Genomic DNA, 22,236 nt, shown 5'->3' on the forward strand with positions numbered 1-22,236 from the left:
CCCCAAGAAGCTAGGCTTTCGGTATCGGCAAGGGTGGCAGGGTTTCCCAGCTCTTGCCGGCGAGGATGACGCAGCTTCGCCCATTGACGTCGGTGACGATCAGCGTCCAGCTGCCGTTGTCGGCAGCGTAGATCTCCATGATCGCCTGCTGGTTGATCAGCGCGGTTGCCGCCTGCTTCTCTTGATATTGCCGCGTCAGAAACGCGATCACTTCGGACCGGTCGGCACAATTGACCGGAGCCTGGGAGATCGCGGGAACGGGACGCGCCGCCACGCCCGCCGCCAAGAGGGCGACCAATGCCAGGCCGCGGATCGCACTGCCCACCATCACCGAACTCCTTTCACCGGACGCCCGGCGAAGGAGTTTGCGTTGACCTTTCCGTCGCCGGCCGGCTGCGGCATGGGCACGATATGCCCGCGCCGCCCCGCAGTCAGTATGGTGGAAAGGCCGGATTATTACAATTAGCTAATTTATAGAGCATGCGGCCGGGGGCGCCGGATGCGCCCGCGGCGAAGGCCTGCCCTATTTGCGCTTCATCGCTTCCATCAGCGCCGCACCGAAGGCGCCCTGAGCCGGTTGCTGCGGTTTCTGCTGGCGCGGGGCGGGACCACGATTGTTGTTGCCGCCCGGCGCGCCCGACCGCGGCTCGCGGCCCGTCTCGGCGCCACCATCCTTGCGCATGGTGAGGCCGATCCGCTTGCGCGGAACATCGACCTCCGTGACACGAACGGTCACCACATCGCCGGCCTTTACCACCTCATGCGGATCCTTGACGAAGCGGTCCGCGAGCTGGGACACGTGCACGAGGCCGTCCTGGTGCACGCCGATGTCGACGAAGGCGCCGAAGGCGGCGACATTGGTCACGGTGCCCTCGAGCTGCATGCCGACCTTCAGGTCCTTGATGTCGTCGATACCGTCGGCGAAGGTCGCGGTCTTGAAGCTCGGGCGCGGGTCGCGACCGGGCTTTTCCAGTTCCGCAAGGATGTCCTTGACCGTTGGCAAGCCGAAGCGCTCGTCGACGAAAACCTTCGGATCGAGGCTCTTCAGCGCGACGCTGTCGCCCATCAGCGCACGTACGTCGCGACCACAGGCAGCAACGATCTTCTTGGCGACCCCATAGGCCTCCGGGTGGACCGAGGAGGCGTCGAGCGGCTCTTTGCCGTTGGGAATGCGCAGGAAGCCCGCGCACTGCTCGAAGGTGCGCGCGCCGAGCCGTGGCACGTTCAACAGTTCCTTGCGGCTCGCAAACGGGCCGGTCGCATCGCGATGAGCGACGATCGCCTCGGCGGAAGATTTGCCGAGGCCTGAAACGCGCGCCAGCAGCGGCGCAGAAGCCGTGTTGACATCGACACCGACGGCATTCACCGCGTCTTCCACCACCGCATCCAGCGAACGGCTGAGCTTCGACTGGTCGACATCGTGCTGGTACTGGCCGACGCCGATCGACTTCGGCTCGATCTTCACGAGTTCGGCCAACGGATCCTGCAGGCGGCGGGCGATCGAGACCGCACCGCGCAGCGAAACGTCGAGACCCGGGAATTCCAGGGCGGCGGTTTCGGAAGCCGAGTAAACCGAGGCGCCGGCCTCGGAAACGATGACCTTGGTCGGCTTCGGCGCCGGGAGCTGCGAGAGCATGTCGGTCACGAGCTTTTCGGTTTCGCGGCTGCCGGTGCCGTTGCCGATGGCGATCAGCTCCACCTTGTGCTTGCGAATGAGCGAAGCGAGTTCCGCCTGGGTGCCACGGACGTCGTTCTTCGGCGGAAACGGGTAGACGGTTGTGGTTTCGAGCAACTTGCCGGTGCCGTCGACGATGGCGACCTTGACGCCGGTGCGGATGCCCGGATCAAGCCCCATGGTCGCCCGCGATCCCGCAGGTGCGGCCAGCAGCAGATCCTTGAGGTTGCGGGCAAAGACGTGGATCGCCTCTTCCTCGGCGCGCTCACGCAGTTCGCGCATGAGATCGAGCGACAGCGACATGGAGAGCTTCACGCGCCAGGTCCAGCCGATCATCTCGGCAAGCCACTTGTCGCCCGGCAGGTGGCCACCGACATTGTAGGCGGCGGCGATCATGCGCTCGACCGGCTTGACCGGCGAGGTATCGTCCTGGTCGACGACGATATCGACGGACAGCACCTCTTCGTTCCAGCCGCGCAGCATGGCCAGGGCGCGATGGCCTGGCGTCGTCGCCCAGCGCTCGGAATGATCGAAGTAGTCGGAGAACTTGGCACCGGCCTCCTGCTTGCCGTCGACGACCTTGGCGCGCAGGAAGGCGGCCCCCTTCATGTGGTTGCGCAGGCGGCCGAGCAGATCGGCATTCTCCGTCATGCCTTCGGCGATGATATCGCGCGCACCATCGAGCGCCGTCTTCACATCGGCCACCTCTGCAGTCAGGAAGGCCGCGGCGCGGTCGGCAGGTGCTATGGAGCGATCAGCAAGGATCGCTTCTGCCAGAGGCCCGAGGCCACGCTCGCGGGCGATTTCCGCCTTGGTGCGGCGCTTTGGCTTATAGGGCAGATAGATGTCCTCGAGTTCGGCCTTGGTTTCGACGGCGGCGATCTTGGCTTCGAGTTCGGCGGTCAGCTTGTCCTGGCCGCGGATCGATTCGAGGATCGATGCACGGCGCGCCTCGAGTTCGCGCAGATAGGTCAGCCGTTCCGAAAGCATACGCAGCTGCGTATCGTCGAGCCCGCCCGTCACTTCCTTGCGGTAACGCGCGATGAACGGCACCGTGGCGCCCTCGTCGAGCAGCTCGACCGCCGCAACGACCTGCGAAGGTGTCGCCTTGATTTCACTGGCGATGATGGCGGCGATGGGTTTTGCAGGGCTGGCCATATGGGAATTCCGTCTTTGCTGTTTGATCGGCGACCATAAAGGCGCAGACCTTGAAGGCCAAGTGAAGGCCTTCAGCGGAAAACCGGAACTCCACAGAAGATGGATCGGCCGCCCCGCTTTCAGACGGGACGGCCGATGGTTCAGCACGCCATGGCGGCAGGCTCGACATGCTCCTGCTCGGGCACGACGTCCCAGGTGTTGACTGGCTCGAGCGGTGGCCGGCGCTTTTCGAACTCGATCAATTGCCGCTCCCTCTCCTCGATATAGCCGCGCGAGGCCGGGACGGCACCGAGAGACGGTGAGATCTGCAGCTGGAAGATGAAGTGCTTGTCGTAGAGGAAGGCCGTCTCCGACGCAGCCAGATAGAACTCCCACATGCGGAAGAACCGCTCGTCATAGAGCTTGATCGCCTCTTCGCGCCGGGCGACGAAACGCTCGCGCCAGGCTTTCAACGTCCAGGCATAGTGCATCGGCAGGATTTCGACATCCTTCACCAGCAGCCGCGTGCGCTCGACGGAAGGCAGGACCTCCGAAATCGCCGGGATATAGCCGCCGGGGAAGATGTACTTCTCGATCCACGGGTTGGTGGCCCAGGGCTTGTAGATCTGGCCGATCGAATGCAGCAGCATGACGCCGTCGGGCTTCAACAGCGCGTTCATCTTGTCGAAAAAGTTGCCGTAGTTGCCGATGCCGACATGCTCGAACATGCCGACCGAGACGATGCGGTCGAACTGCCGGCCCTGCAAAGTGCGGTAGTCCTGCAGTTCGAAGCGGACCCGATCGGAGAGCCCACGCCTGGCGGCACGATCCCGCGAGACCTTCAGCTGCTCTTCGCTGAGCGTGATGCCGGTGACCTCAACGCCCGAGGATTCGGCCAGATACATGGCCATGCCGCCCCAGCCGGAGCCGACCTCCAGCACCTTCTGGCCCGGCTCCAGCAGGAGCTTTGCCGCGATATGCCGTTTTTTGGCGAGCTGCGCGGCATCGAGCGATATGCCCTGCGGTTGAAAATAGGCGCAGGAATATTGCCAGTCCTCGTCGAGGAACAGGTCGAAAAGCTTGCGATCAAGGTCGTAGTGATGGGCGACGTTGTGCCGGTTACGATTGACCGGGATTCGGCTCAGCAATTGCTGACGCGCCACATGCCACAGGCCGGTCATCGTGTTGGTGGCATTGGCCGCGTTCTCGACGCCGTTTTCCTTGACGATCGAGAGCACATCAAAGATGTCGCCCTTCTCGATGACGACACGCCCGTCCATATACATTTCACCGAAACGAAGACCGGGATCACGAACGATCGCCGCCTCCGCATCCGCATCGATGATGCGGATTGATGCCGGCTTTCCGCCGCCGTCACCCAGGATCACTTTTTCACCGGAAGAAAATACAACCGTCAGGTTACCGTTGCGCACCAGACGGCGAAGCAATGTCAACAATGCTGCATTCATATCCCACCCCTACCAGAGCTTCCGAACGTGTCCTGGTGCATGAGAGATGCGAAGGGTCGGCTCTTTCGGGGCTTCAGGAGTGGTTGCGCGGGGCGCATCGGGAACAGGCGCCAGCGCGTCCGGAAGCGGCGAGAACCGGCACGGGCGTAGCCTCACGGGTATCCGGCGGGCACATCGCCGCGACTTCGTCAGGCAGCCGCCATCGGGCTCCTATCCATCAGAACTCAAATTAAGGTAGGAAGCTTCGATCGATTGACAATGGGTTCTTTATGGCCCCTCATAAATTTGTTTCCTTAGCAAATGCTGAGAAACAAACCTAGATTTCAGCGACACCTAGACCCGGCAGACGCGCGCGGTCATGGGGCCGGTCGAAATCGAGCAGCGGGCCTGCCGGAACGATGCGCGTCGGGTTGATGTGGACGATGCCATAGTAGCCGCGCTTGATATGGTCGATGCGTACGCTCTCGCGGATGCCTGGCCACTGGTAGATCTCGCGGAGGTAATTCGACAGCGCCGGATAATCCTCGATCCGGCGGATGTTGCATTTGAACGCCCCGTGATAGGCCGCGTCGAAGCGAACGAGGGTGACGAAGAGGCGGATGTCGGCCTCGGTCAGGTGCTCGCCGGCGAGGTAACGATTGTCCGCAAGGTGGGCCTCCAGTTCGTCGAGCATGCCAAAGAGGCTTGCCACCGCCTCGTCATAGGCGCCCTGGGTCTTGGCGAAGCCGGATCGATAGACGCCGTTGTTGACACGCTCGTAAATCGGGCCGTTCCAGCGGTCGATCTCGGCACGCAGCGCCTCGGGGTAGAAGTCGAGCCGGTTGCCGGTGAGCCCATCGAAGGCCGAGTTCAAGATGCGGATGATATCGGCGGACTCGTTGTTGACGATCCGCCCTTCGCGCATGTCCCAGAGCACGGGAACAGAGACCTTACCGGTGTAGGTCGGATCGCTCGCCACATAGAGCTCGTGATGGAAGCGGATCTTGCCGACGCGCGCGCCGGCATCGACAGGCTCGTCATAGACCCAGCCATCTTCGCCCAGTTCCGGATTGGAAACGGTCAAGCCGACAATGTCCTGCAAGCCCTTGAGATTGCGGAAGGCGATCGTACGCGAGGCCCAAGGGCAGAGATAGGAAACGAACAGGCGGAAGCGCCCGGCCTCGGCTGGCAAGGCCTCCTGCCCTTCCGGGCCCGGCCTGCCATCGGGCGTGATCCAGCGGTGAAACCGCGTCGGCTCGCGATGGAACGCGCCGCCCTTCATCTCGCTCGCCGCAACGTCGCCCTTGACCCATTTTCCCTCGACGAGCTGCGGCATCTCTTTCTCCTGGATCGCAAGTCTGTGACGGCTACCTCTCACGGGGCCCGGACCACGGTCAACCGCGCGCGCGGGTGACACATTGTTCGCAATCCGCGACACGCACGCACGCGATACGTGCAAAACAACATCGTCGCGCCACAATGTCGGGCAATCCCGATTCCCAGAGGAGAATCAGGATGAAGAAAGCGCTTGCCATTTTCGTGCTGTTTGTCGCGGTCGTGTGGTTGATGAACACATCGTTGTTCGTCGCGCCGCCGGCGGGCACCGCAAAACTGCTTGCCCACCGGGGCATGCATCAAACCTATCCGAAGGACAACGTCGGCAGGGACACGTGTACGGCAACGATCATCAGGACGCCGGAGCATCCCTATCTCGAAAACACGATCGCCTCGATGCAGGCCGCCTTTGACGCCGGCGCAGATGTCGTCGAACTCGACGTGCATCTGACGCCCGACAGACAGTTCGCCGTCTTCCACGACTGGACGCTCGATTGCCGGACCGAGGCCAAGGGCGTCACCGAGGAAACGCCGATGACGTCGCTGAAGTCTCTCGACATCGGCTATGGCTACACGGCGGACGGCGGCAAGACCTTCCCGTTCCGCGGCAAGGGCGTCGGCCAGATGCCGACGCTCGAGGAGGTGCTGGCCGCCCTGCCCGACCGCAAGTTCCTGATCAACTTCAAGAGCCGGCGCGCCGAGGAAGGCGCTGAACTCGCAACGCGTGTCGACGCGCAACCGCAATGGCGGGAGGCCGTGTTCGGCGTCTATGGCGGCGAGGAGCCGACCCGCGAGACGCTGAAACGCCTGCAAGGGATGCGAGGCTACGACCGGACGTCGACGATGGCGTGCCTGACCCGTTATCTCGGCTACGGCTGGAGCGGCCTGATGCCGGACGCGTGCAAGAACACGTTTGTGATCGTGCCCGGCAATTATGCGCCGCTTCTCTGGGGCTGGCCCGACCGTTTCGCTGCACGGATGAAGGCGGCCGGGAGCGAGATCATCCTGCTCGGTCCCTATGGCGGCGGCGATTTCACCACCGGCATCGACACGATGCAGGATCTGGAAATGGTACCGCCAGGGTTCTCCGGCTACATCTGGACCAACCGGATCGAGATGATCGGCCCGGCGCTCGCAAAGCGGCAGGTCGCTGACGCCGGTACGAACTGACACGGGCAGCCGACTTGCCTGCGGCAAGCTTCGAACCTATGGCTTTGAGCAACCGTCGAAGCTGGCCGCAGCGGCGGACTCAACACCGCGGAAGGCAAGCGCATGAATGTCACGATCTACCACAACCCCGCCTGCGGCACCTCGCGCAACACGCTGGCGATGATCCGCAACGCCGGTATCGAGCCGACGGTGGTCGAGTATCTGCAGGCGCCGCCGTCGCGGCAGGCGCTGGGAAAGATGATTGCCGATGCCGGCCTGACGGTGCGGGACGCACTCCGGGAGAAAGGCACGCCCTATGCGGAACTCGGGCTTGGCGAGCCCACGGTCAGCGACGAACGGCTGATCGACGCAATGATGGCCCACCCGATCCTCATCAACCGCCCCTTCGTGGTGACGCCGATCGGAACGCGGCTCTGCCGTCCATCCGAACGGGTGCTCGACATCCTGCCGGACACGCACAAGGGCCCGTTCTCGAAGGAGGACGGCGAACCGGTTCTCGATGCAAAAGGAAAGCTGATAGCGGGCGCCTGAGGCCGCCTGCGTTTGATACGGCACCCGTTTCAACGGGTGCCGTAGAACATCACACCAAACGGTGTGCGTGCGGCCTTATCGCGGAAATTCCAGGCCCATTTCGCGGAAGCGCTCGGGGTCGTCGCCCCAGTTTTCGCGTACCTTGACGAACAGGAACAGGTGCACCGGCTGCTCAAGGATCTCGGAGATCTCCTTGCGCGATGCGGTCGAGATCGCCTTGATCGCATCGCCGCCCTTGCCAAGCGCGATCTTCTTCTGGCTCTCGCGCTCGACGTAGATTACCTGCTCGATGCGCACCGAGCCGTCCTTGCGCTCTTCCCACTTCTCGGTTTCGACATGCGAGGCATAGGGAAGTTCCTGGTGCAGCCGCAGGAAGAGCTTTTCGCGGGTGATTTCAGCGGCAAGCTGGCGCATCGGCAGATCGGAGATCTGGTCTTCCGGATAGTACCAGGGGCCTTCTGGCAGCGTCTCAGCCAAGTAATCCATCAGATCCGTGCAGCCCGAGCCGTTCAGCGCCGAGATCATGAAGGTGCGCTCGAACTTGATCGTCTCGTTGGCGGCAGCCGCCAGCTTCAAGAGGTCTTCGGGACGCACCTGGTCGATCTTGTTCAGCACCAGGATCTTCGGCTGGTGCACTTCCTTCAGCCCCTCGAGGATCGCTTCCGCATCGCCCTTCAGGCCGCGTTCGCTGTCGATCAGGAACATGATCACATCCGCATCCTTGGCGCCGCCCCAGGCGGTCGTGACCATGGCGCGGTCGAGCCGGCGGCGCGGCTTGAAGATGCCGGGCGTGTCCATGAAAACGATCTGGGCGTTGTCATGAATGGCAATGCCACGCACGATCGCGCGCGTCGTCTGCACCTTGTGGCTGACAATCGAAACCTTGGCGCCGACGAGGCGGTTGACCAGGGTCGACTTGCCTGCGTTGGTCGCTCCGATCATCGCCACGAAGCCCGAGTGGGTCGGCGCGCCTTCGGCGGCCGTATCTTTTTCCATGTCCGTCATGTTTTCCGTCAATTTCCGGCGGAACTCTTCCGCCACACGCCTTCGCGTTCCAACAATTTCGTCGCGGCCACCTGCTCGGCTCCGCGCTTGGATCTGTCCGTTCCGGTCTCCGGCGCGACACCCGTGACTTCGACGGTTACCGTGAAGCGGGGGTCGTGGTCGGGGCCGGAGCGCTCATCCGTCCGGTAGGCCGGCGCGATGCCGAACTTGGCATGCGCCCATTCCTGCAATTCGGTCTTTGCATCGCGGCGCGCCCCATCGGCACGCACCGCGCGAGCTTTCCAATGGCGCAGCACGAAGCCGCGGGCAGCTTCGAGACCGCCGTCGAGATAGATGGCGGCGATCAGCGACTCTACCACATCCGCCCGCACATTCATCATCGCCTTGCCGGTTATCTTCTTGACGTCCGAGCCTGTGCGGATGAATTGGTGCAGCTCCAGGTCGTCGGCGACCTTGGCGCAGCTTTCGGCGCTGACGAGCTGGTTCAGCCGGACCGAAAGCTCGCCCTCATTGGCATCGCGAAAGGTCTGGAACAGAAGCTCCGCCACGCAAAGCCCGAGCACCCGGTCACCCAGGAATTCGAGGCGCTGATAGTTGGAACCCTTGGCGCTTCGCGCGCTGGAATGGGTGAGCGCCCGATCAAGGCGCTCCTTCTCCGTGAACTGATAACCGATCACGGCCTCAAGCTTTACCCGATCCTCCGCGCCCAGCGACCGCGACTTCATCATTCGACCGCCTTGAACAGACGGTCGTAGCGCAGGTTCGTCGGCCACTTCCACACTTCGCGGAACGACGTGTCGTGACCGAGTGAGAAGAAGATCATGCTGGCGCGGCCGACGAGGTTTTCGGCAGGCACGAAGCCGACGTCGAAGCGGCTGTCAGCCGAGTTGTCGCGGTTGTCGCCCATCATGAAGTAATGGCCGGCGGGCACGATGAATTCGCGGGTATTGTCGCCGCGCGCATCCGGGAACTGGTCAAGCGTGTCATAGGAGACGCCATTGTCCATCGTTTCGCGGAAAACCGGAACGTCGCCGCCGGTGTCGTACTGGTCGTCGGCGCGGAAGCCGCCATCCGGCGTGCGCTCGACCGGCTTGTCGTTGATGTAGAGGATGCTGTTGCGCACCTGGATGCGGTCGCCCGGCAGGCCGACGAGGCGCTTGATGTAGTCGATATCCGGGTTCGGCGGGAAGCGGAAGACGACGATATCGCCGCGCTTCGGCTCACTTGCGAAGATGCGGCCGGAGAACAGATCGGGCGAAAGCGGCAGCGAGTACTTGGAGAAGCCGTAGGCGAACTTGTTGACGAAGATGTAGTCGCCAACCAGCAGCGTCGGCATCATCGAGCCGGACGGAATGGTGAAGGGCTGAAAGAGAACCGTACGGATGACCAAGGCCAGGAGCAATGCCTGGATGACGACCTTCACGTTCTCCCAGAGGCCGCTCTGCTTCGCTTCTGTCTTTTCTGCCACGCTACTGTGTTCCTTTATCATCGCAACGCCCGCGCGGGGCCTGCTCTCAACTTTTGTCCGTACTCTCGGTCCGGCTTTGGACTGCGCGCAATCCCGGTCTCATATGCTGCAAACCGCCGCCCCTTCAATCGGTCAGGGCCGGTTTTTCCAGCGGAATGCTCTAAACCGTTCCCTCAATCGGGGCAACGGGCAGCGCCTCGATAATCACGAACGCCTGGGCCAGTGGGAAATCATCGGTAATCGTCAGATGAATGGCGGCGCGATGATGCGGCGGCAACATCTGCTCCAGACGCGCGGCGGCACCGCCGGTCAGGTTCATTGTCGGCTTGCCGCCCGGCAAATTGATGACGCCCATGTCCTTCCAGAAGACGCCCTGCGCGAGGCCTGTGCCGAGCGCCTTGGAACAGGCTTCCTTGGCGGCGAAGCGCTTGGCGTAGGATGCCGCGCGGTTCTTCCGCCCTTCGGACTTGGTGATCTCGATTTCGGTGAAACAGCGCTGAACGAAGCGCTCGCCGAAGCGGGAAAGCGAGTTTTCGATCCGCCTGATATCGATCAGATCGCTGCCTATGCCTATGATCATGAAGAGGATCCGAGCTCTTTGGTGCGTGCTCGGCGGCGCTTTTGGAAGAGCCGGGCCGCCTGGTAGGCCGCAATGTAGGAAAGGACGGCGCCGCCTGCCGCGAGCGGCAATGAGCCGACCAGCATCGGCTTGAACACCGGACCCCAAAGGGCCGGAAGGTCGAGGTGCTCGACCATGCGCATGACGTCGGCCGAGCTCGCAGCGTGTGCGCTCTCGACGCCGAGGATTGCCGTCCCGAGTTCGTAGGACGCCGTCAGGATCATCGGGATCGTGACGGGATTGGCGAGCGCGGTCGTGATCGCCGCCGCCACGAGATTGCCCGAGAACAGGAAAGCGAGCGCAACCGCTATAAGGATGTGCAGACCGAAAAATGGCGTGAAGGACGAAGCGGCACCCGCCGCCACGCCGACGGCAATCGAATGCGGTGTCGATGAAAGGCGCAACACACGCAGCGTCACATAACGCAGGCCGCGTGCAAAACCCTTGCGCGGCCAAACGATGGACCGCAGCCTTTCGGAAATCGTAACCGGTTTTCTGCGCCTGAATAACATATGCCGTCATGACCGCGTCTTGAAGCCGTCAGCCGGCACAAGACCGCGCGTCCGCCTGTTTTCTGGCCGCAAGATAGGCGTCCTGCCTGTCGCTTGCAACCCGCACAGGCGCCGCGCGCATGTCGCAGGCGAGCCATCCACCGAACGCATGGCTCGGCATCCCGCCAGAAGACGGGACGCAGCGGGCTTAGTAGTTACGGAACAGGCCGCGATCGATCTGGCGCTGGCGGTACTCGAGGTCGATACGGTCGACCGAGTTATTGAGATAGGCGAGCTCGCGCTCTTCCTGAGTGGGGACGCGCAGAGCGCGGGTGATCTTCTTCAACTGACTAAACATGGCAAACCTCTTTGTTTACCTCCCGACCGAGAAGATAGTTTAGAGGTCCCTGTTCCACCAGACACAGGAAATAGCGGCAGCCATGCGCTGATGGCATGGCTTGCCGTTTCGCCCCGCGCAGGCTGCCTGTTTTGCAGGCATTTGCGCAAGGCGCGGCCAGTCGGCTCATTCAAACAGGCGCTTCACCATGGACACGCTCGGCAATTCCTTGAGCTGCGTGATCAGGTGGTTGAGCTGGCGCAGGTCCCAGACTTCGAGGTCGAACTGCAGTTCGCTGAAGTCCGCAGCCACGCGCCCCATCGACAAAGTCCGGATGTTGACGTCGCTGGTGGCGATCGCCTGAGCCACCTCGGCCAGCGTCCCCGGCTCGTTCAGGGCGCTGATCGCGATGCGGGCGATGAAGCGGCTGCTGTTGGCCTCGTCCAGATCCCAGCGCACGTCGATCCAGCGCTCCGGCTCGTCATCGAACTTCTGCAGGATCGGCGACTGGATCGGGTAGATGGTGATCCCCTTGTCCTTCTCCATGATGCCGACGATGCGGTCGCCCGGGATGGCCCCGGCCGGGCTGAAATGAACCTCGGCATTGCCCGAGAGACCGCGGATCGGCAGGGCCTCCGGCCCCTCGACCTGGGCGACACCGTTGGCATCCTTGCCGCGGCCCGGCAACTTGAACACCATGCCGGCGGCACTGCGCATGTTGAACCAGCCGTCGTCGGCACTGGGCTTCACCGTGACCCGCTCGTCCTGATGATCCGGGAAGACCGCACGCAGCACGTCGAGCGAGGAAAGCTCGCCACGGCCAACGGAGGCGATGGCGTCCTCGACTTCCTTCTGACCGAGCCGATGCAGCGCCGGCTTCAGCGCCTCGCGCGAAAAGCTCTTGCCGGCGCGCTCGAAGGTGCGCTCAAGAATGCGATAGCCGAGGCCGGCATATTGCTTGCGGATGGCCGCACGCGTCGCGCGGCGGATCGCCGAGCGCGCCTTGCCGGTAACGACGATTTCTTCCCAGGCCGGCGGCGGCACCTGGATGCCCGAGCGGATGATCTCCACTTCGTCGCCATTATTGAGGCGGGTGACCAGCGGCATGATACGGCCGTTGATCTTGGCGCCGACGCAGGTGTCGCCAATATTTGTGTGAACGGCATAGGCAAAGTCGATTGGCGTCGCGCCGCGCGGCAGTGCGATCAACTGGCCCTTGGGCGTGAAGCAGAATACCTGATCCTGGAAAAGTTCGAGCTTGGTGTGCTCCAGGAACTCTTCCGGGTTGTCGCCTTCCGCGAGCGATTCGATCGTGCGCCGGAGCCAGGAATAGGCGTTCGACGTCGGCGACAGGGCCGCATCTGCCGACGCACCCTCCTTGCCCTCCCTGTCCTTGTAGAGCGAGTGCGCCGCGATACCGTATTCGGCGATGTCGTTCATGCGTCGGGTGCGGATCTGTAGCTCGATGCGCTGGCGGGAAGGGCCGACGATGGTGGTGTGGATCGACTGGTAGTCGTTCTGCTTCGGTGTCGAGATGTAATCCTTGAAGCGGCCCGGGACGACGCGCCAGCGCGTATGGACGATGCCGAGCGCCCGGTAGCAGGACGGGATATCGTCGACGATGATGCGGAAGCCCCAGACGTCGGACAGCTGCTCGAAGGACAGCGACTTCGACTGCATCTTGCGGAAGACCGAATAGGGCTTCTTCTGCCGACCCTTCACCTGCGCCGCCTTCAGGCCCTCGGCCTGAAGCAGCTCGCGAAGCTCGTCCTCGATCTTCTTGATCAGGCCCTCGTTGCGCTCGGACAATTCCTCCAGCCGCCGGGTGACCGTTTCGAAGGCCTCGGGATTGATATGGCGGAACGAGAGGTTTTCAAGCTCCTCACGCATGTCTTGCATACCCATGCGGCCGGCGAGCGGCGCGTAGATATCCATGGTCTCTTCGGAGATGCGGGCGCGCTTTTCCGCCGACATGTGGTCGAGCGTGCGCATGTTGTGCAGCCGGTCGGCGAGCTTCACGAGCAAAACCCGCACATCGTCCGAAATGGCGAGCAGCAGCTTGCGCAGGTTCTCCGCCTGCTTGGCCTTCTTGGTGACGAGATCGAGCTTCTTGATCTTCGTCAGTCCTTCGACGAGCGCGCCGATATCCTCGCCGAAGAGATCGTCGATTTCCTGCCGTGTGGCCGTCGTGTCCTCGATCGTGTCGTGCAGAAGAGCAACGGCGATGGTCGACTCGTCGAGACGCATCTCGGTCAGGATCGCCGCCACCTCCAGAGGATGGGATATGTAGGGATCGCCGCTTGCCCGCTTCTGCTGGCCATGCTTCTGCATCGCATAGACGTAAGCCTTGTTGAGCAAGGCTTCATTGACGTCGGGCTTGTACTTCTGCACGCGCTCAACGAGCTCGTATTGGCGCATCATTCGCTGGCGATCCTCTAGATCATGATGATTTCAGGTCCCATCGACCTAAAATCATAAACGTGATCGTTCTCCTAATTTAGAGCGGGATGCGGGCGGAAAACCGCAAACAGTTTCCTTTTCTCGCTCTAGAAGAAATCAATAAAAAAGTGCGCCAATCATACGAGTGGCGCACTGCTTTGAAAACACGTGGGAACGGGCGTTCCGCGACGGATCTCAGTAGTCGTCGCTCTTTTCCGGCGGCACCAGACCTTCGATACCGGCAAGCAGTTCTTCTTCCGACATGCGGTCGAAGGTGATGGCTTCCGGCTGATCTTCGTCTTCGGCGACTTCGGTAAACGTCGTCTCGGCATCGGTCTGAAGCAGCGAAGCCGGATCGGGCTCGGGCTCGTCCACTTCGACATGCTTCTGCAGCGAGTGGATCAGGTCTTCCTTGAGGTCGCCGGGAGACAGGGTCTCGTCTGCAATCTCGCGGAGCGCGACGACGGGGTTTTTGTCGTTGTCGCGATCGATGGTGATGGCGGCGCCCTGAGAAATCAGGCGCGCGCGGTGGCTGGCAAGCAGAACGAGTTCGAAACGGTTATCGACCTTGTCGATGCAATCTTCGACGGTGACGCGGGCCATTGCCTGTCCTTTTGGGCTCGAAGCGCGGCGGCATCGCCGCTGCACGGATTGACAACACGAAACCGGAGCAGTCGCCTGACGGCGCCTCATCGGGTCCGATTTCTGGAATTAAGCGCCCGGATACAATCAAAACAAGGCAAGTTCAAGTTTTTCCTTCAAGGGACGCTCACGTAACGTCACACTTCGTGATAAAATGCGATGCGAATGAGCTGGAGACGTCGCTCACACATTACGGTTGCATTTTCTGGCCATAAATAAAGCCCCTGATGGAAAAAGCGACCCAGAGATGTGGACGATCTATAGCAACTGCTAAAACTAGCTATATTCGCGAGCGCGCGGCTGGAATAATGCAATACATAAGCTACATTATTTGCCATATCAGCAATTATTAATGTAATCGACTTACTTTTGCGCACCCGCCGGCAGGCGGCCTTTGATGCGCCGCGATTGAAAAAGGAAAGACGATGTTCGACCCCCGCGAAAAAATCGCACTCTTTATCGACGGCGCGAATCTTTATGCGGCATCGAAAAGCCTCGGCTTCGACATCGACTATCGTAAGCTCCTGAAAGCATTCCAGAAGCGCGGCTATCTGCTGCGCGCCTACTACTACACGGCCCTCATCGAGGATCAGGAATACTCTTCAATCCGCCCGCTCATCGATTGGCTAGACTATAACGGTTACAAGGTCGTGACGAAGCCGGCCAAGGAATTCACCGACTCGCTCGGCCGCCGCAAGATCAAGGGCAATATGGATATCGAACTGGCGATCGATGCCATGGAACAGTCCGAAACCGTCGATCACCTCGTCATCTTCTCCGGCGATGGCGATTTCACCACGCTGGTGGAAGCCCTGCAGCGCAGGGGGCGCAAGGTTTCTGTCGTTTCGACCATGTCGACGCAGCCGCCCATGATTGCCGACGACCTGCGCCGCCAGGCCGACCACTTTATCGATCTTGCGACGCTGCGTGCCGAAATCGGCCGCGAACCGTCCGAGCGTACCCCGCGACACAACACCGAGCCGGTGGCCGATCCGGTCGAGATCTGAGGCGTTCATTCGAACGCAAGGCGCGTGATCGCGATTGCGCGAGCGCCGCTTGAACCACTCCGCGTCAACGACGTCGATCGTTGAGTTCTCTCAATAAATATCAAGAATTGCAGGCAGGGCTTTCAGCGCGCCGTGGCCGACAGCTGCGTTGCATCGGCCGTCTTTGTCGGATGCAACGCAAAGCGATTTTTCTTAGCCACGGTCTTTCAACAGGCGGCTTTTCTGCCGGTTCCAGTCGCGTTCTTTCGAGCTCTCCCGCTTGTCGTGCAGCTTCTTGCCCTTGCCGAGCGCCAGCTCCAACTTGGCGCGGCCGCGATCGTTGAAGTAGATCTTCAGCGGGATCAGCGACATGCCTTCGCGGTTGACGGCGCCCTGCAACCGGTTGACCTCGCGCTTCGACAGGAGCAGTTTCCGCCGCCGCCGCGTTTCATGATTGAAACGGTTCGCCTGCAGATATTCCGGCAGATAGGAGTTGATCAGCCAGATCTCGCCGCCCTCGTCCGTCGCATAGGATTCGGCAATGTTGGCCTTGCCTTCGCGCAACGACTTGACCTCGGTGCCGGTCAAAACCAGACCGGCCTCGTAGGTGTCGACGATCTCGTAGTTGAAGCGGGCCTTACGGTTTTCCGCCACAACCTTATTGACCGTGCGCTGGCTTCCTTTGGGTGCCATCAGTTCATCAATCCTGCATGTCTGAGTGCTGCATCGATCGCGGCCTCGGTTGCCGGCTCGAGCGTCGGCAACAGCGGCGAGCGCACGGTGCGGCTCATACGACCGAGGCGGTTCAGCGCATACTTGGCGCCGCAGAGACCCGGCTCCATGAAGATCGCCTTGTGCAACGGCATCAACTTGTCCTGATAGGCAAGCGCCGTGGCATAATCGCCGGCAAGCGTCGCTTGCTGGAACTCGGCGCAAAGGCGTGGCGCAACGTTTGCCGTGACCGAAATGCAGCCAACGCCGCCATGGGCGTTGAAGCCGAGCGCGGTTGCGTCTTCGCCCGAAAGCTGGACGAACTCCGGACCACAGGCCATGCGCTGCTCGGAGACGCGCTCGATCTTGCCGGTGGCATCCTTGACGCCGATGATGTTGGCGTAAGCCTTGCTGAGCGCCGCCATGGTCTCGACACTCATATCCACAACCGAGCGGCCGGGGATGTTGTAGATGACGATCGGCAGCTTCACGCTCTCGGCGATCGCGGCATAGTGCGCGAAGAGGCCCTTCTGCGTCGGCTTGTTGTAGTAGGGCGTAACCACGAGGATCGCATCGGCGCCAGCCTTTTCGGCGTGCTGTGCAAGCTCGATCGCTTCCGTCGTGTTGTTGGAGCCGGCGCCGGCGATAACAGGCACGCGCTTGGCAGCCGCTTCGATGCAGAGCTCGACCACCTTCTTGTGCTCATCATGCGAAAGGGTCGGAGACTCGCCGGTGGTGCCGACGGGCACCAGGCCATGGCTGCCTTCTTTTATCTGCCATTCCACATGCGCGACGAAACCATCCGCATCCACCGCGCCGGTGGCGGTGAACGGTGTTACGAGAGCGGGAATGGAACCCTTGAACATGCACAACTCCTGACGGCGTAAAAGCGAAGTCTGCACTCATGCTTTGGCCGTAATCGACGGTTAAAAAACTGCCGCACCATAATCATGTGAGGTGGCTGCGGCAAGCGTTGTAACACGGCATTTCACGCCGGTTTTCATGCAAAAGCTTGATGTTTGGCCTGCATAGTCACGACCGCCCAACCAGGGCGAGAGCGGGTTTGGCGCAATTGTTACGATCGATACTGGCCGCCCGTCTTGTCATCGGACAATCTGGCGGCGGATGAATGTTGGACACGGGGAACACGGGGTTCTTGATGCGCGGGTCAATATATCTGCCTGTCGCCGCCATCATCGGCGCGGTGCTTCTGGCAGCGCCAACGGGCAACGCAGAAACCCTTGACCGCATACCAGTTCCGACACGTAAGCCCGCGCTCTTGGACAAGGCGGCCCCCATTGCCGCGAGCGAAACCACGAATGCCATAGCGACGGCTGCTGGACCCGTCAGCAACGATCTCAAGACGGGGCTCGATGCTCTGTCCAACAAGCAGCCGGCCGCAGCGATTGCCGTACGCGACGCGATGACCGAAGGCACGCTCGACCGGCACATATTGACCTGGGCGATCGCCGTTTCCGGCCAGCGGGGCGTACCTTCCTTTGAAATCGCCGATGCCCAACGGGAATTGCAGGGATGGCCGGGGCTGAAATCGCTGCGCGCCAACTCCGAACGAGCGCTCTATCGAGAGAACCCGCCGGCGGCCGATGTGCTCGCCGCTTTCGGCAACACGCAGCCGGAAACGACGGAAGGCTCCCTCATTCTTGCGCGTGCTCTCGTCGCCACCGGAAAAGCCGACATAGCCGCCAAGAACCTGCGTGCGATCTGGCAACGCGACACGCTCGACAAGGACATCGAGACCAAGATCCTTGACGAGTTTTCCGGCCTCTTGACCACAGACAATCATCAGCGCCGCATGGTGCTGCTTCTCTATCGCAACCGCGCCGAGCAGGCCGAACGGTTCGGCGACCTTGGAAAAGCTCAATCGCTTTATCGCGCCTGGGCGGCGGTCAGCCGTGGCAGCGACAAGGCGCCGGCCCTCATCGCAGCGGTCGATCCCGCCTGGCGCAAGGACGCAGCCTATCTCTTCATTCAGATCGAGTACCTGCGCAAACAGAAGAAATACGAGGAAGCAGCGAAGCTCCTTGCGCGCATGCCCAAAGACAAGGGCGCCCTGGTCAACCCTGGCGAATGGTGGGTCGAGCAACGCGTCGTCAGCCGCGGGCTGCTCGACAGCGGCGATTTTCGAGGCGCCTATCGGATCGCCGCCGGCCATCTCGCGACTGACGCGACCGATATTATCGACGCCGAGTTTCATGCCGGGTGGTATGCCCTGCGCGGCATGGAGGACCCGGCGACCGCAGCGCGTCACTTCCGCCGCATTCTGGATGTGTCGAGCCGTCCCCTCTCCGCTTCGCGCGCTTGGTACTGGCTCGGGCGCTCGGCCGAGGCCGGCGGACCGGGTGACGCCAACGGGTATTTCGCAAACGCAGCCCGCTATCCCGGAACGTTCTACGGGCAACTCGCAGCCGCCCGGCTGGGTCGCAAGACGCTGAACGTCGCCTATCCGGCCCCGACGGCAGACGACCGATCGCGGTTCGAAAGCCGCGAGGCGGTGCGCGCCATCACGCGGCTTGAAGGCACAGGCCACACCTGGCGCGCCGACAGCATCTACCGGGCGCTTGCCGACGAACTGACGAGCCCCGGCGAACTGGCGCTGCTTTCCGCCCGAGCGGAAAAAACCGGCAATCACCAACTCTCGCTCCAGGTCGGCAAGATTGCCTTTGGGCGCGGCATCGATGTTGCAGCGCTCGCGTTTCCCGTGGGCGTGATCCCGTCAAGCGCCAATATCGACGGCTCCGGCAAGGCACTCGCCTATGCGATCGCGCGCCAGGAAAGCGCCTTCAACCCGGGCGCCATTTCCACCGCCAACGCCCGCGGTCTGTTGCAGTTGATGCCGGGAACGGCCAAGGGCGTTGCCAGCCGCTACGGCCTTGCCTACTCGCAGGAACGGCTGACGAGTGACGCGGGTTATAACGCCACGCTCGGCGCCCACTATCTCGGCGAACAGATCAGCAGTTTCGGCGGCTCCTACATCCTCACCTTTATCGCCTACAATGCCGGCCCGCGCCGCGTTCCGGAATGGCTCGACCGCTACGGCGACCCGCGCGGCAAGCCGATCGACGAGGTCGTCGATTGGATCGAACGCATTCCGTTTCAGGAAACGCGCACCTATGTCCAACGGGTGATGGAGAACTATCAGGTCTACAAATCGAGGCTCGGGCAAAAAGCCGATATCGTCGAAGACTTGAGAATGGGACGGCAATAGCCGGCCTCAGCCGCGATCAAATAATTGTGATCAGCGCCGACGGCACAAACCGTGGCCTCAATCATTTCCTCTGCAAAAGCCAAGACTTTTCCGAACGGAATGGTGAGCATTATGAAGACCTTGACAATCGTTGCCCTATCGCTGGCAACCGCCATGAGCAGCGTGCCGCCGGCCGGCGCGTTCCCAAGCGCTCCGCCGATCGTCTCCGGGACGACCAATGTCCAACAGGTGCAGTTCCCGTCCGAGCGTGGGGAGGAACGGAAGAACCGATCTAGCTGCGCCGTTCCCTATTGCGAACTTCGCGGGCGACACGGCACCTACCGTGATCGGGATCGAAACTATCGCGACTATAATCGCAGCGGGTATTACCGCGACAGGTACTACCGGGATCGATATCGCCGCCACTATGACCATGACGACAACGACGTCGGGGCGGTGATCGGCGGACTGGCCGCAGGTGCGATCATCGGCGGTCTGTTGAGCCAACCGCGATATGACAACGGCCCGAGATACTACGATGGACCAAGAGCCGTCAGCGGCGACGCGCACCAGCGGTGGTGCTACGCGCGCTATCGCTCCTACAGGGCCTGGGACAACAGCTATCAGCCTTATGGTGGCCCGCGGCGCCAATGCAGTTCGCCCTACTGAGCTCGATTGAGCAGACCGCTCCTATTGCGCCGACAGCCAAGACTGTTGGCTGGCCAGCCATGTTTGGGCCGCCAAACAGCTTATGGCGGCTCGACCAGCTTGCCCTTCCCTTTCAAACGGATAGGATTTCAGCTGTTTGGGGGGAGCAGCATGGGTCAAGGCACATACCGCGAGCATTACTTCCATAGTTCCGACGGATTGCTCCTCTACGCGCGAAGCTACGGCCCTCCCCCTTCGCCATCCGCCGAAACCCCCATCATCTGTCTGCCAGGCCTCACCCGCAACAGCCGGGACTTTCACCAGTTCGCGCGTTTTCTTTCAACGTCACGGGGCTTGCCGGTCATCACACTGGACTACCGCGGGCGCGGCAACTCCGAGCGCGACACCGACAAGAGCCGATATACGGTCGCTGTCGAAACCGGCGATGTCATCACGGCCTGTACTTACTTCAACGTTGAAAAGGCGATCTTTATCGGCACTTCGCGTGGTGGCTTGATCCTCCACCAGCTCATCGATCGCGCCCCTTCGTTAATTGCAGCCGTAGTGCTCAACGACATCGGACCCGTAATCGAAATTGGAGGCCTGCTTGCGATCCGGGACTATCTCAACTCCAGCGCCGCTCCGGCAAGCTGGGCGAAAGCATCTGCGTACCTAAAGACACTGCACGGCGGCGACTTTCCAATCTTAAGCGACCGCGACTGGTCAGACATGGCCAAGGCGATATATCGCGACGACGATGGCGTCCCGGTCGCCGATTTCGATCCGGCGATTGCGCTGCCGCTGCGCGGCCTAACGCCCGAAACACCGTTGCCCGATCTCTGGAAATCTTTCGACGCCCTGAACCAGGTCCCCCTGATAGTCGTCAGGGGCGAGCATTCGCGGCTTCTTTCAGAGACTACAGTGCGCGAAATGCGCCGACGACATAATGCGATGACCGCCTTCATCGCGCCTGGCCAGGGCCATGCGCCGCTGCTTCATCTGGACGGTCCACGCGACGCCATCACCGCATTTCTAAACGACCTCGCGCGCTCGCGCTGACCCAAGGAAGCCGCGCCGACGCGGTCTTTACTCCCTGATCTCCTCAAGCACGATGATGCAAGTGCAGGACCAAAATTCATGGTGCCATACCAAAACGAAAAAACCCGGCTCGAAAGCCGGGTTTCTCTCTTCTGACCGAGGTCAGACGATCTTAGAAGTCGCGCTGCAGGCGGACGAAGCCGAATACCTGATCCTGTTCGCCGTCAGCATCTTCGTACTGAACCGACACGCGGGTCGCGAGACCTTCGGTGATCTTGTAGTCGAGCGTGACGCCAGCGCGCCATGCGTCGTCACCGCTGAAGTCGGTGAGCGAGCCGTGGCTCAGGTTGTCGAAGTACTGAACGCCGGGGGTGATGGCCAGCTTGTCGGTCGCGTTGAAGCGGTACGACGCAGCAACGGTCCACTCAGACTTTTCCCAGTAAGCGTTCGGGTTCGAAGCCCAGATACCAGCAACCTGGAAGACGCCCGGGCCGAGGTCAGCCGAGAGCAGAGCGCGGATTGCGCCTTCTTCGAGTTCAGAGTCGTAACCGCCGAGCAGGTCGAAGGAAACGCCGCCGAGCGAAGCCGAAACGATACCGGAAACGCCAACACCGTTCGACTTGGTCGAGGTGCCTTCGAGTTCGTCAACCGAGAGACCGGCCTGGAACGAACCGCCGTCGTAGAGGTAGGCGATCGAGTTGAATTCGGTGAAGTTGCCGAGCGAGTCGGTTTCGCCGTTCAGGCCCTTATCCCACCAGTTGTAGAAGAAGCCGGCCTTGAGGCCACCGAGCTGGATGTAGGCTTCGTCAACGTCGATGAAGCTGTCGCCGATGTCGGTGTCGTTGTCAGCGTTGAACTCAGCAGCGAAGAAGCCGGTGAGCGTGCCGTACTCGGTGTCGCTCTTGGCGTCAAACGAGATGTAAGCGCGGGAGAAAACGTCCCAGTCCGACGTGGACTGACCGCCCAGGTTGCCCTGGTTGTAACGGCTGTCAGCAGCGTCTTCACCGAACGAACCCTGAACACGGATGAAGCCGCCGATCTTGAGGCAGGTTTCGGTGCCCGGGATGTAGAAGTAGCCAGTGCCAAAAGCGTCGCAAACGCGAACGTATTCCATGGGCTCCGGCTCTGCTGCGACGATAGCGTCGGCTGCCTGAGCGCCGGAAACTGCTGCGAGAGCTGCAGCGGAGCCGAGAAGAAGGCTCTTGATGTTCATTTCTGACCTCCAGTCAGAATCGGAAGGTTTTCCGCATCTGACTGGGTCGGCGCCCAAGCGAAAACTCAGCATAATCGGGCTCACGGTGGTCATGCTGAGGGATTGGTAGAGGGGTGTTATTTCAGATGGCGTTCAAGC

Annotated in this window: 21 protein-coding genes; 6 read left to right on the top strand and 15 right to left on the bottom strand. The window is 61.7% G+C overall.

The genetic code is table 11. From position 1 onward, the window contains the following. Positions 1–10: 10 nt before the first annotated feature. From IB272_RS18405 to IB272_RS18420, 4 genes are all read right to left on the bottom strand, one after another. Complete coding sequence (locus IB272_RS18405) at positions 11–328, bottom strand: hypothetical protein (protein ID WP_034804097.1); 318 nt, start codon at positions 326–328, stop codon at positions 11–13. Positions 329–523: 195 nt separating this feature from the next. Continuing rightward, a complete protein-coding gene (locus IB272_RS18410) occupies positions 524–2,833 on the bottom strand; it encodes a Tex family protein (protein WP_090294631.1) in 2,310 nt (769 codons plus the stop codon). Positions 2,834–2,973: 140 nt separating this feature from the next. Then, positions 2,974–4,281: a cyclopropane-fatty-acyl-phospholipid synthase family protein gene (locus tag IB272_RS18415; protein ID WP_060580952.1), complete on the bottom strand. Its 1,308-nt coding sequence runs from the start codon at positions 4,279–4,281 to the stop codon at positions 2,974–2,976. Between the two features lie 316 nt (positions 4,282–4,597). Beyond that, positions 4,598–5,596 (bottom strand): glutathione S-transferase family protein, encoded by a 999-nt coding sequence (locus tag IB272_RS18420; RefSeq protein ID WP_034804100.1) that lies wholly within the window; start codon positions 5,594–5,596, stop codon positions 4,598–4,600. 179 nt (positions 5,597–5,775) lie between these two features. Here IB272_RS18420 and IB272_RS18425 point away from each other — a divergent pair, with 179 nt between their 5' ends. After that, a complete protein-coding gene (locus IB272_RS18425; RefSeq protein ID WP_060580953.1) occupies positions 5,776–6,765 on the top strand; it encodes a glycerophosphodiester phosphodiesterase family protein in 990 nt (329 codons plus the stop codon). 102 nt (positions 6,766–6,867) lie between these two features. Then, positions 6,868–7,296, top strand: coding sequence for an arsenate reductase (glutaredoxin) (gene arsC / locus IB272_RS18430; protein ID WP_060580954.1), 429 nt, complete (start codon positions 6,868–6,870; stop codon positions 7,294–7,296). Between the two features lie 75 nt (positions 7,297–7,371). Here arsC and era read toward each other — a convergent pair whose 3' ends face one another. From era to rpoZ, 8 genes are all read right to left on the bottom strand, one after another. Continuing rightward, positions 7,372–8,301 (bottom strand): GTPase Era, encoded by a 930-nt coding sequence (gene era / locus IB272_RS18435; RefSeq protein ID WP_034804323.1) that lies wholly within the window; start codon positions 8,299–8,301, stop codon positions 7,372–7,374. 8 nt (positions 8,302–8,309) lie between these two features. Beyond that, positions 8,310–9,029: a ribonuclease III gene (gene rnc, locus IB272_RS18440; protein ID WP_060580955.1), complete on the bottom strand. Its 720-nt coding sequence runs from the start codon at positions 9,027–9,029 to the stop codon at positions 8,310–8,312. Continuing rightward, the gene (lepB, locus tag IB272_RS18445; protein ID WP_060522099.1) at positions 9,026–9,769 is read right to left on the bottom strand and encodes a signal peptidase I; all 744 of its coding nucleotides are present in this window, start codon (positions 9,767–9,769) and stop codon (positions 9,026–9,028) included. Before lepB ends, rnc begins: the two co-directional genes overlap by 4 nt. Before the next feature lie 160 nt (positions 9,770–9,929). Beyond that, complete coding sequence (gene acpS / locus IB272_RS18450) at positions 9,930–10,349, bottom strand: holo-ACP synthase (RefSeq protein ID WP_060580956.1); 420 nt, start codon at positions 10,347–10,349, stop codon at positions 9,930–9,932. Beyond that, the gene (locus IB272_RS18455; protein WP_060580957.1) at positions 10,346–10,900 is read right to left on the bottom strand and encodes a DUF2062 domain-containing protein; all 555 of its coding nucleotides are present in this window, start codon (positions 10,898–10,900) and stop codon (positions 10,346–10,348) included. The genes acpS and IB272_RS18455 overlap by 4 nt, the downstream gene beginning before the upstream one ends. A gap of 187 nt (positions 10,901–11,087) precedes the next feature. Beyond that, a complete protein-coding gene (locus IB272_RS18460) occupies positions 11,088–11,237 on the bottom strand; it encodes a DUF3563 family protein (RefSeq protein WP_064816984.1) in 150 nt (49 codons plus the stop codon). Between the two features lie 165 nt (positions 11,238–11,402). Next, positions 11,403–13,637 carry a bifunctional (p)ppGpp synthetase/guanosine-3',5'-bis(diphosphate) 3'-pyrophosphohydrolase gene (locus IB272_RS18465; protein WP_034804141.1) on the bottom strand — a complete coding sequence of 745 codons (2,235 nt, stop codon included), beginning with the start codon at positions 13,635–13,637 and terminating at the stop codon, positions 11,403–11,405. Positions 13,638–13,850: 213 nt separating this feature from the next. After that, the gene (gene rpoZ, locus IB272_RS18470; protein ID WP_034804144.1) at positions 13,851–14,258 is read right to left on the bottom strand and encodes a DNA-directed RNA polymerase subunit omega; all 408 of its coding nucleotides are present in this window, start codon (positions 14,256–14,258) and stop codon (positions 13,851–13,853) included. 464 nt (positions 14,259–14,722) lie between these two features. On the opposite strand from rpoZ, the gene IB272_RS18475 reads away from it, so the two are divergent. Continuing rightward, entirely contained in the window at positions 14,723–15,304 is a 582-nt protein-coding gene (locus IB272_RS18475) for an NYN domain-containing protein (RefSeq protein ID WP_034804147.1), read from the top strand. Between the two features lie 192 nt (positions 15,305–15,496). Here the strand turns inward: IB272_RS18475 and smpB are convergent, their stop codons facing one another. Together smpB and dapA are read right to left on the bottom strand one after the other, a co-directional pair. Continuing rightward, positions 15,497–15,976, bottom strand: a complete 480-nt coding sequence (smpB, locus tag IB272_RS18480; RefSeq protein WP_034804150.1) for an SsrA-binding protein SmpB — start codon at positions 15,974–15,976, stop codon at positions 15,497–15,499. Further along, positions 15,976–16,860, bottom strand: a complete 885-nt coding sequence (gene dapA, locus IB272_RS18485; protein WP_060580958.1) for a 4-hydroxy-tetrahydrodipicolinate synthase — start codon at positions 16,858–16,860, stop codon at positions 15,976–15,978. Before dapA ends, smpB begins: the two co-directional genes overlap by 1 nt. A gap of 293 nt (positions 16,861–17,153) precedes the next feature. Between dapA and IB272_RS18490 the strand changes: the two genes are divergently transcribed. The 3 genes from IB272_RS18490 to IB272_RS18500 all read left to right on the top strand — a co-directional run bounded on the left by IB272_RS18490 (position 17,154) and on the right by IB272_RS18500 (position 20,906). Next, positions 17,154–19,220: a lytic transglycosylase domain-containing protein gene (locus IB272_RS18490; RefSeq protein ID WP_060580959.1), complete on the top strand. Its 2,067-nt coding sequence runs from the start codon at positions 17,154–17,156 to the stop codon at positions 19,218–19,220. 111 nt (positions 19,221–19,331) lie between these two features. Continuing rightward, entirely contained in the window at positions 19,332–19,868 is a 537-nt protein-coding gene (locus IB272_RS18495; protein WP_060580974.1) for a BA14K family protein, read from the top strand. A gap of 150 nt (positions 19,869–20,018) precedes the next feature. Beyond that, positions 20,019–20,906, top strand: coding sequence for an alpha/beta hydrolase (locus tag IB272_RS18500; protein ID WP_060580960.1), 888 nt, complete (start codon positions 20,019–20,021; stop codon positions 20,904–20,906). A 151-nt stretch (positions 20,907–21,057) separates the two neighbouring features. Here the strand turns inward: IB272_RS18500 and IB272_RS18505 are convergent, their stop codons facing one another. Beyond that, complete coding sequence (locus tag IB272_RS18505; RefSeq protein ID WP_034804167.1) at positions 21,058–22,098, bottom strand: porin; 1,041 nt, start codon at positions 22,096–22,098, stop codon at positions 21,058–21,060. Positions 22,099–22,236 lie beyond the last annotated feature (138 nt).

Source organism: Ensifer sp. ENS08 (assembly GCF_014852195.1).
GTDB lineage: Bacteria > Pseudomonadota > Alphaproteobacteria > Rhizobiales > Rhizobiaceae > Ensifer > Ensifer adhaerens.

What these genes read in the sequence shown, in the direction of transcription:
- IB272_RS18505 (WP_034804167.1), bottom strand. Translation starts at nt 22,098, where the DNA reads ATGAACATCAAGAGCCTTCTTCTCGGCTCCGCTGCAGCTCTCGCAGCA.
- IB272_RS18410 (WP_090294631.1), bottom strand. Translation starts at nt 2,833, where the DNA reads ATGGCCAGCCCTGCAAAACCCATCGCCGCCATCATCGCCAGTGAAATC.
- IB272_RS18465 (WP_034804141.1), bottom strand. Translation starts at nt 13,637, where the DNA reads ATGATGCGCCAATACGAGCTCGTTGAGCGCGTGCAGAAGTACAAGCCC.
- IB272_RS18500 (WP_060580960.1), top strand. Translation starts at nt 20,019, where the DNA reads ATGGGTCAAGGCACATACCGCGAGCATTACTTCCATAGTTCCGACGGA.
- IB272_RS18425 (WP_060580953.1), top strand. Translation starts at nt 5,776, where the DNA reads ATGAAGAAAGCGCTTGCCATTTTCGTGCTGTTTGTCGCGGTCGTGTGG.
- IB272_RS18420 (WP_034804100.1), bottom strand. Translation starts at nt 5,596, where the DNA reads ATGCCGCAGCTCGTCGAGGGAAAATGGGTCAAGGGCGACGTTGCGGCG.
- rpoZ (WP_034804144.1), bottom strand. Translation starts at nt 14,258, where the DNA reads ATGGCCCGCGTCACCGTCGAAGATTGCATCGACAAGGTCGATAACCGT.
- IB272_RS18415 (WP_060580952.1), bottom strand. Translation starts at nt 4,281, where the DNA reads ATGAATGCAGCATTGTTGACATTGCTTCGCCGTCTGGTGCGCAACGGT.
- IB272_RS18490 (WP_060580959.1), top strand. Translation starts at nt 17,154, where the DNA reads ATGCGCGGGTCAATATATCTGCCTGTCGCCGCCATCATCGGCGCGGTG.
- acpS (WP_060580956.1), bottom strand. Translation starts at nt 10,349, where the DNA reads ATGATCATAGGCATAGGCAGCGATCTGATCGATATCAGGCGGATCGAA.
- IB272_RS18460 (WP_064816984.1), bottom strand. Translation starts at nt 11,237, where the DNA reads ATGTTTAGTCAGTTGAAGAAGATCACCCGCGCTCTGCGCGTCCCCACT.
- IB272_RS18455 (WP_060580957.1), bottom strand. Translation starts at nt 10,900, where the DNA reads ATGTTATTCAGGCGCAGAAAACCGGTTACGATTTCCGAAAGGCTGCGG.
- IB272_RS18405 (WP_034804097.1), bottom strand. Translation starts at nt 328, where the DNA reads ATGGTGGGCAGTGCGATCCGCGGCCTGGCATTGGTCGCCCTCTTGGCG.
- smpB (WP_034804150.1), bottom strand. Translation starts at nt 15,976, where the DNA reads ATGGCACCCAAAGGAAGCCAGCGCACGGTCAATAAGGTTGTGGCGGAA.
- arsC (WP_060580954.1), top strand. Translation starts at nt 6,868, where the DNA reads ATGAATGTCACGATCTACCACAACCCCGCCTGCGGCACCTCGCGCAAC.
- IB272_RS18495 (WP_060580974.1), top strand. Translation starts at nt 19,332, where the DNA reads ATGAAGACCTTGACAATCGTTGCCCTATCGCTGGCAACCGCCATGAGC.
- era (WP_034804323.1), bottom strand. Translation starts at nt 8,301, where the DNA reads ATGACGGACATGGAAAAAGATACGGCCGCCGAAGGCGCGCCGACCCAC.
- IB272_RS18475 (WP_034804147.1), top strand. Translation starts at nt 14,723, where the DNA reads ATGTTCGACCCCCGCGAAAAAATCGCACTCTTTATCGACGGCGCGAAT.
- rnc (WP_060580955.1), bottom strand. Translation starts at nt 9,029, where the DNA reads ATGATGAAGTCGCGGTCGCTGGGCGCGGAGGATCGGGTAAAGCTTGAG.
- dapA (WP_060580958.1), bottom strand. Translation starts at nt 16,860, where the DNA reads ATGTTCAAGGGTTCCATTCCCGCTCTCGTAACACCGTTCACCGCCACC.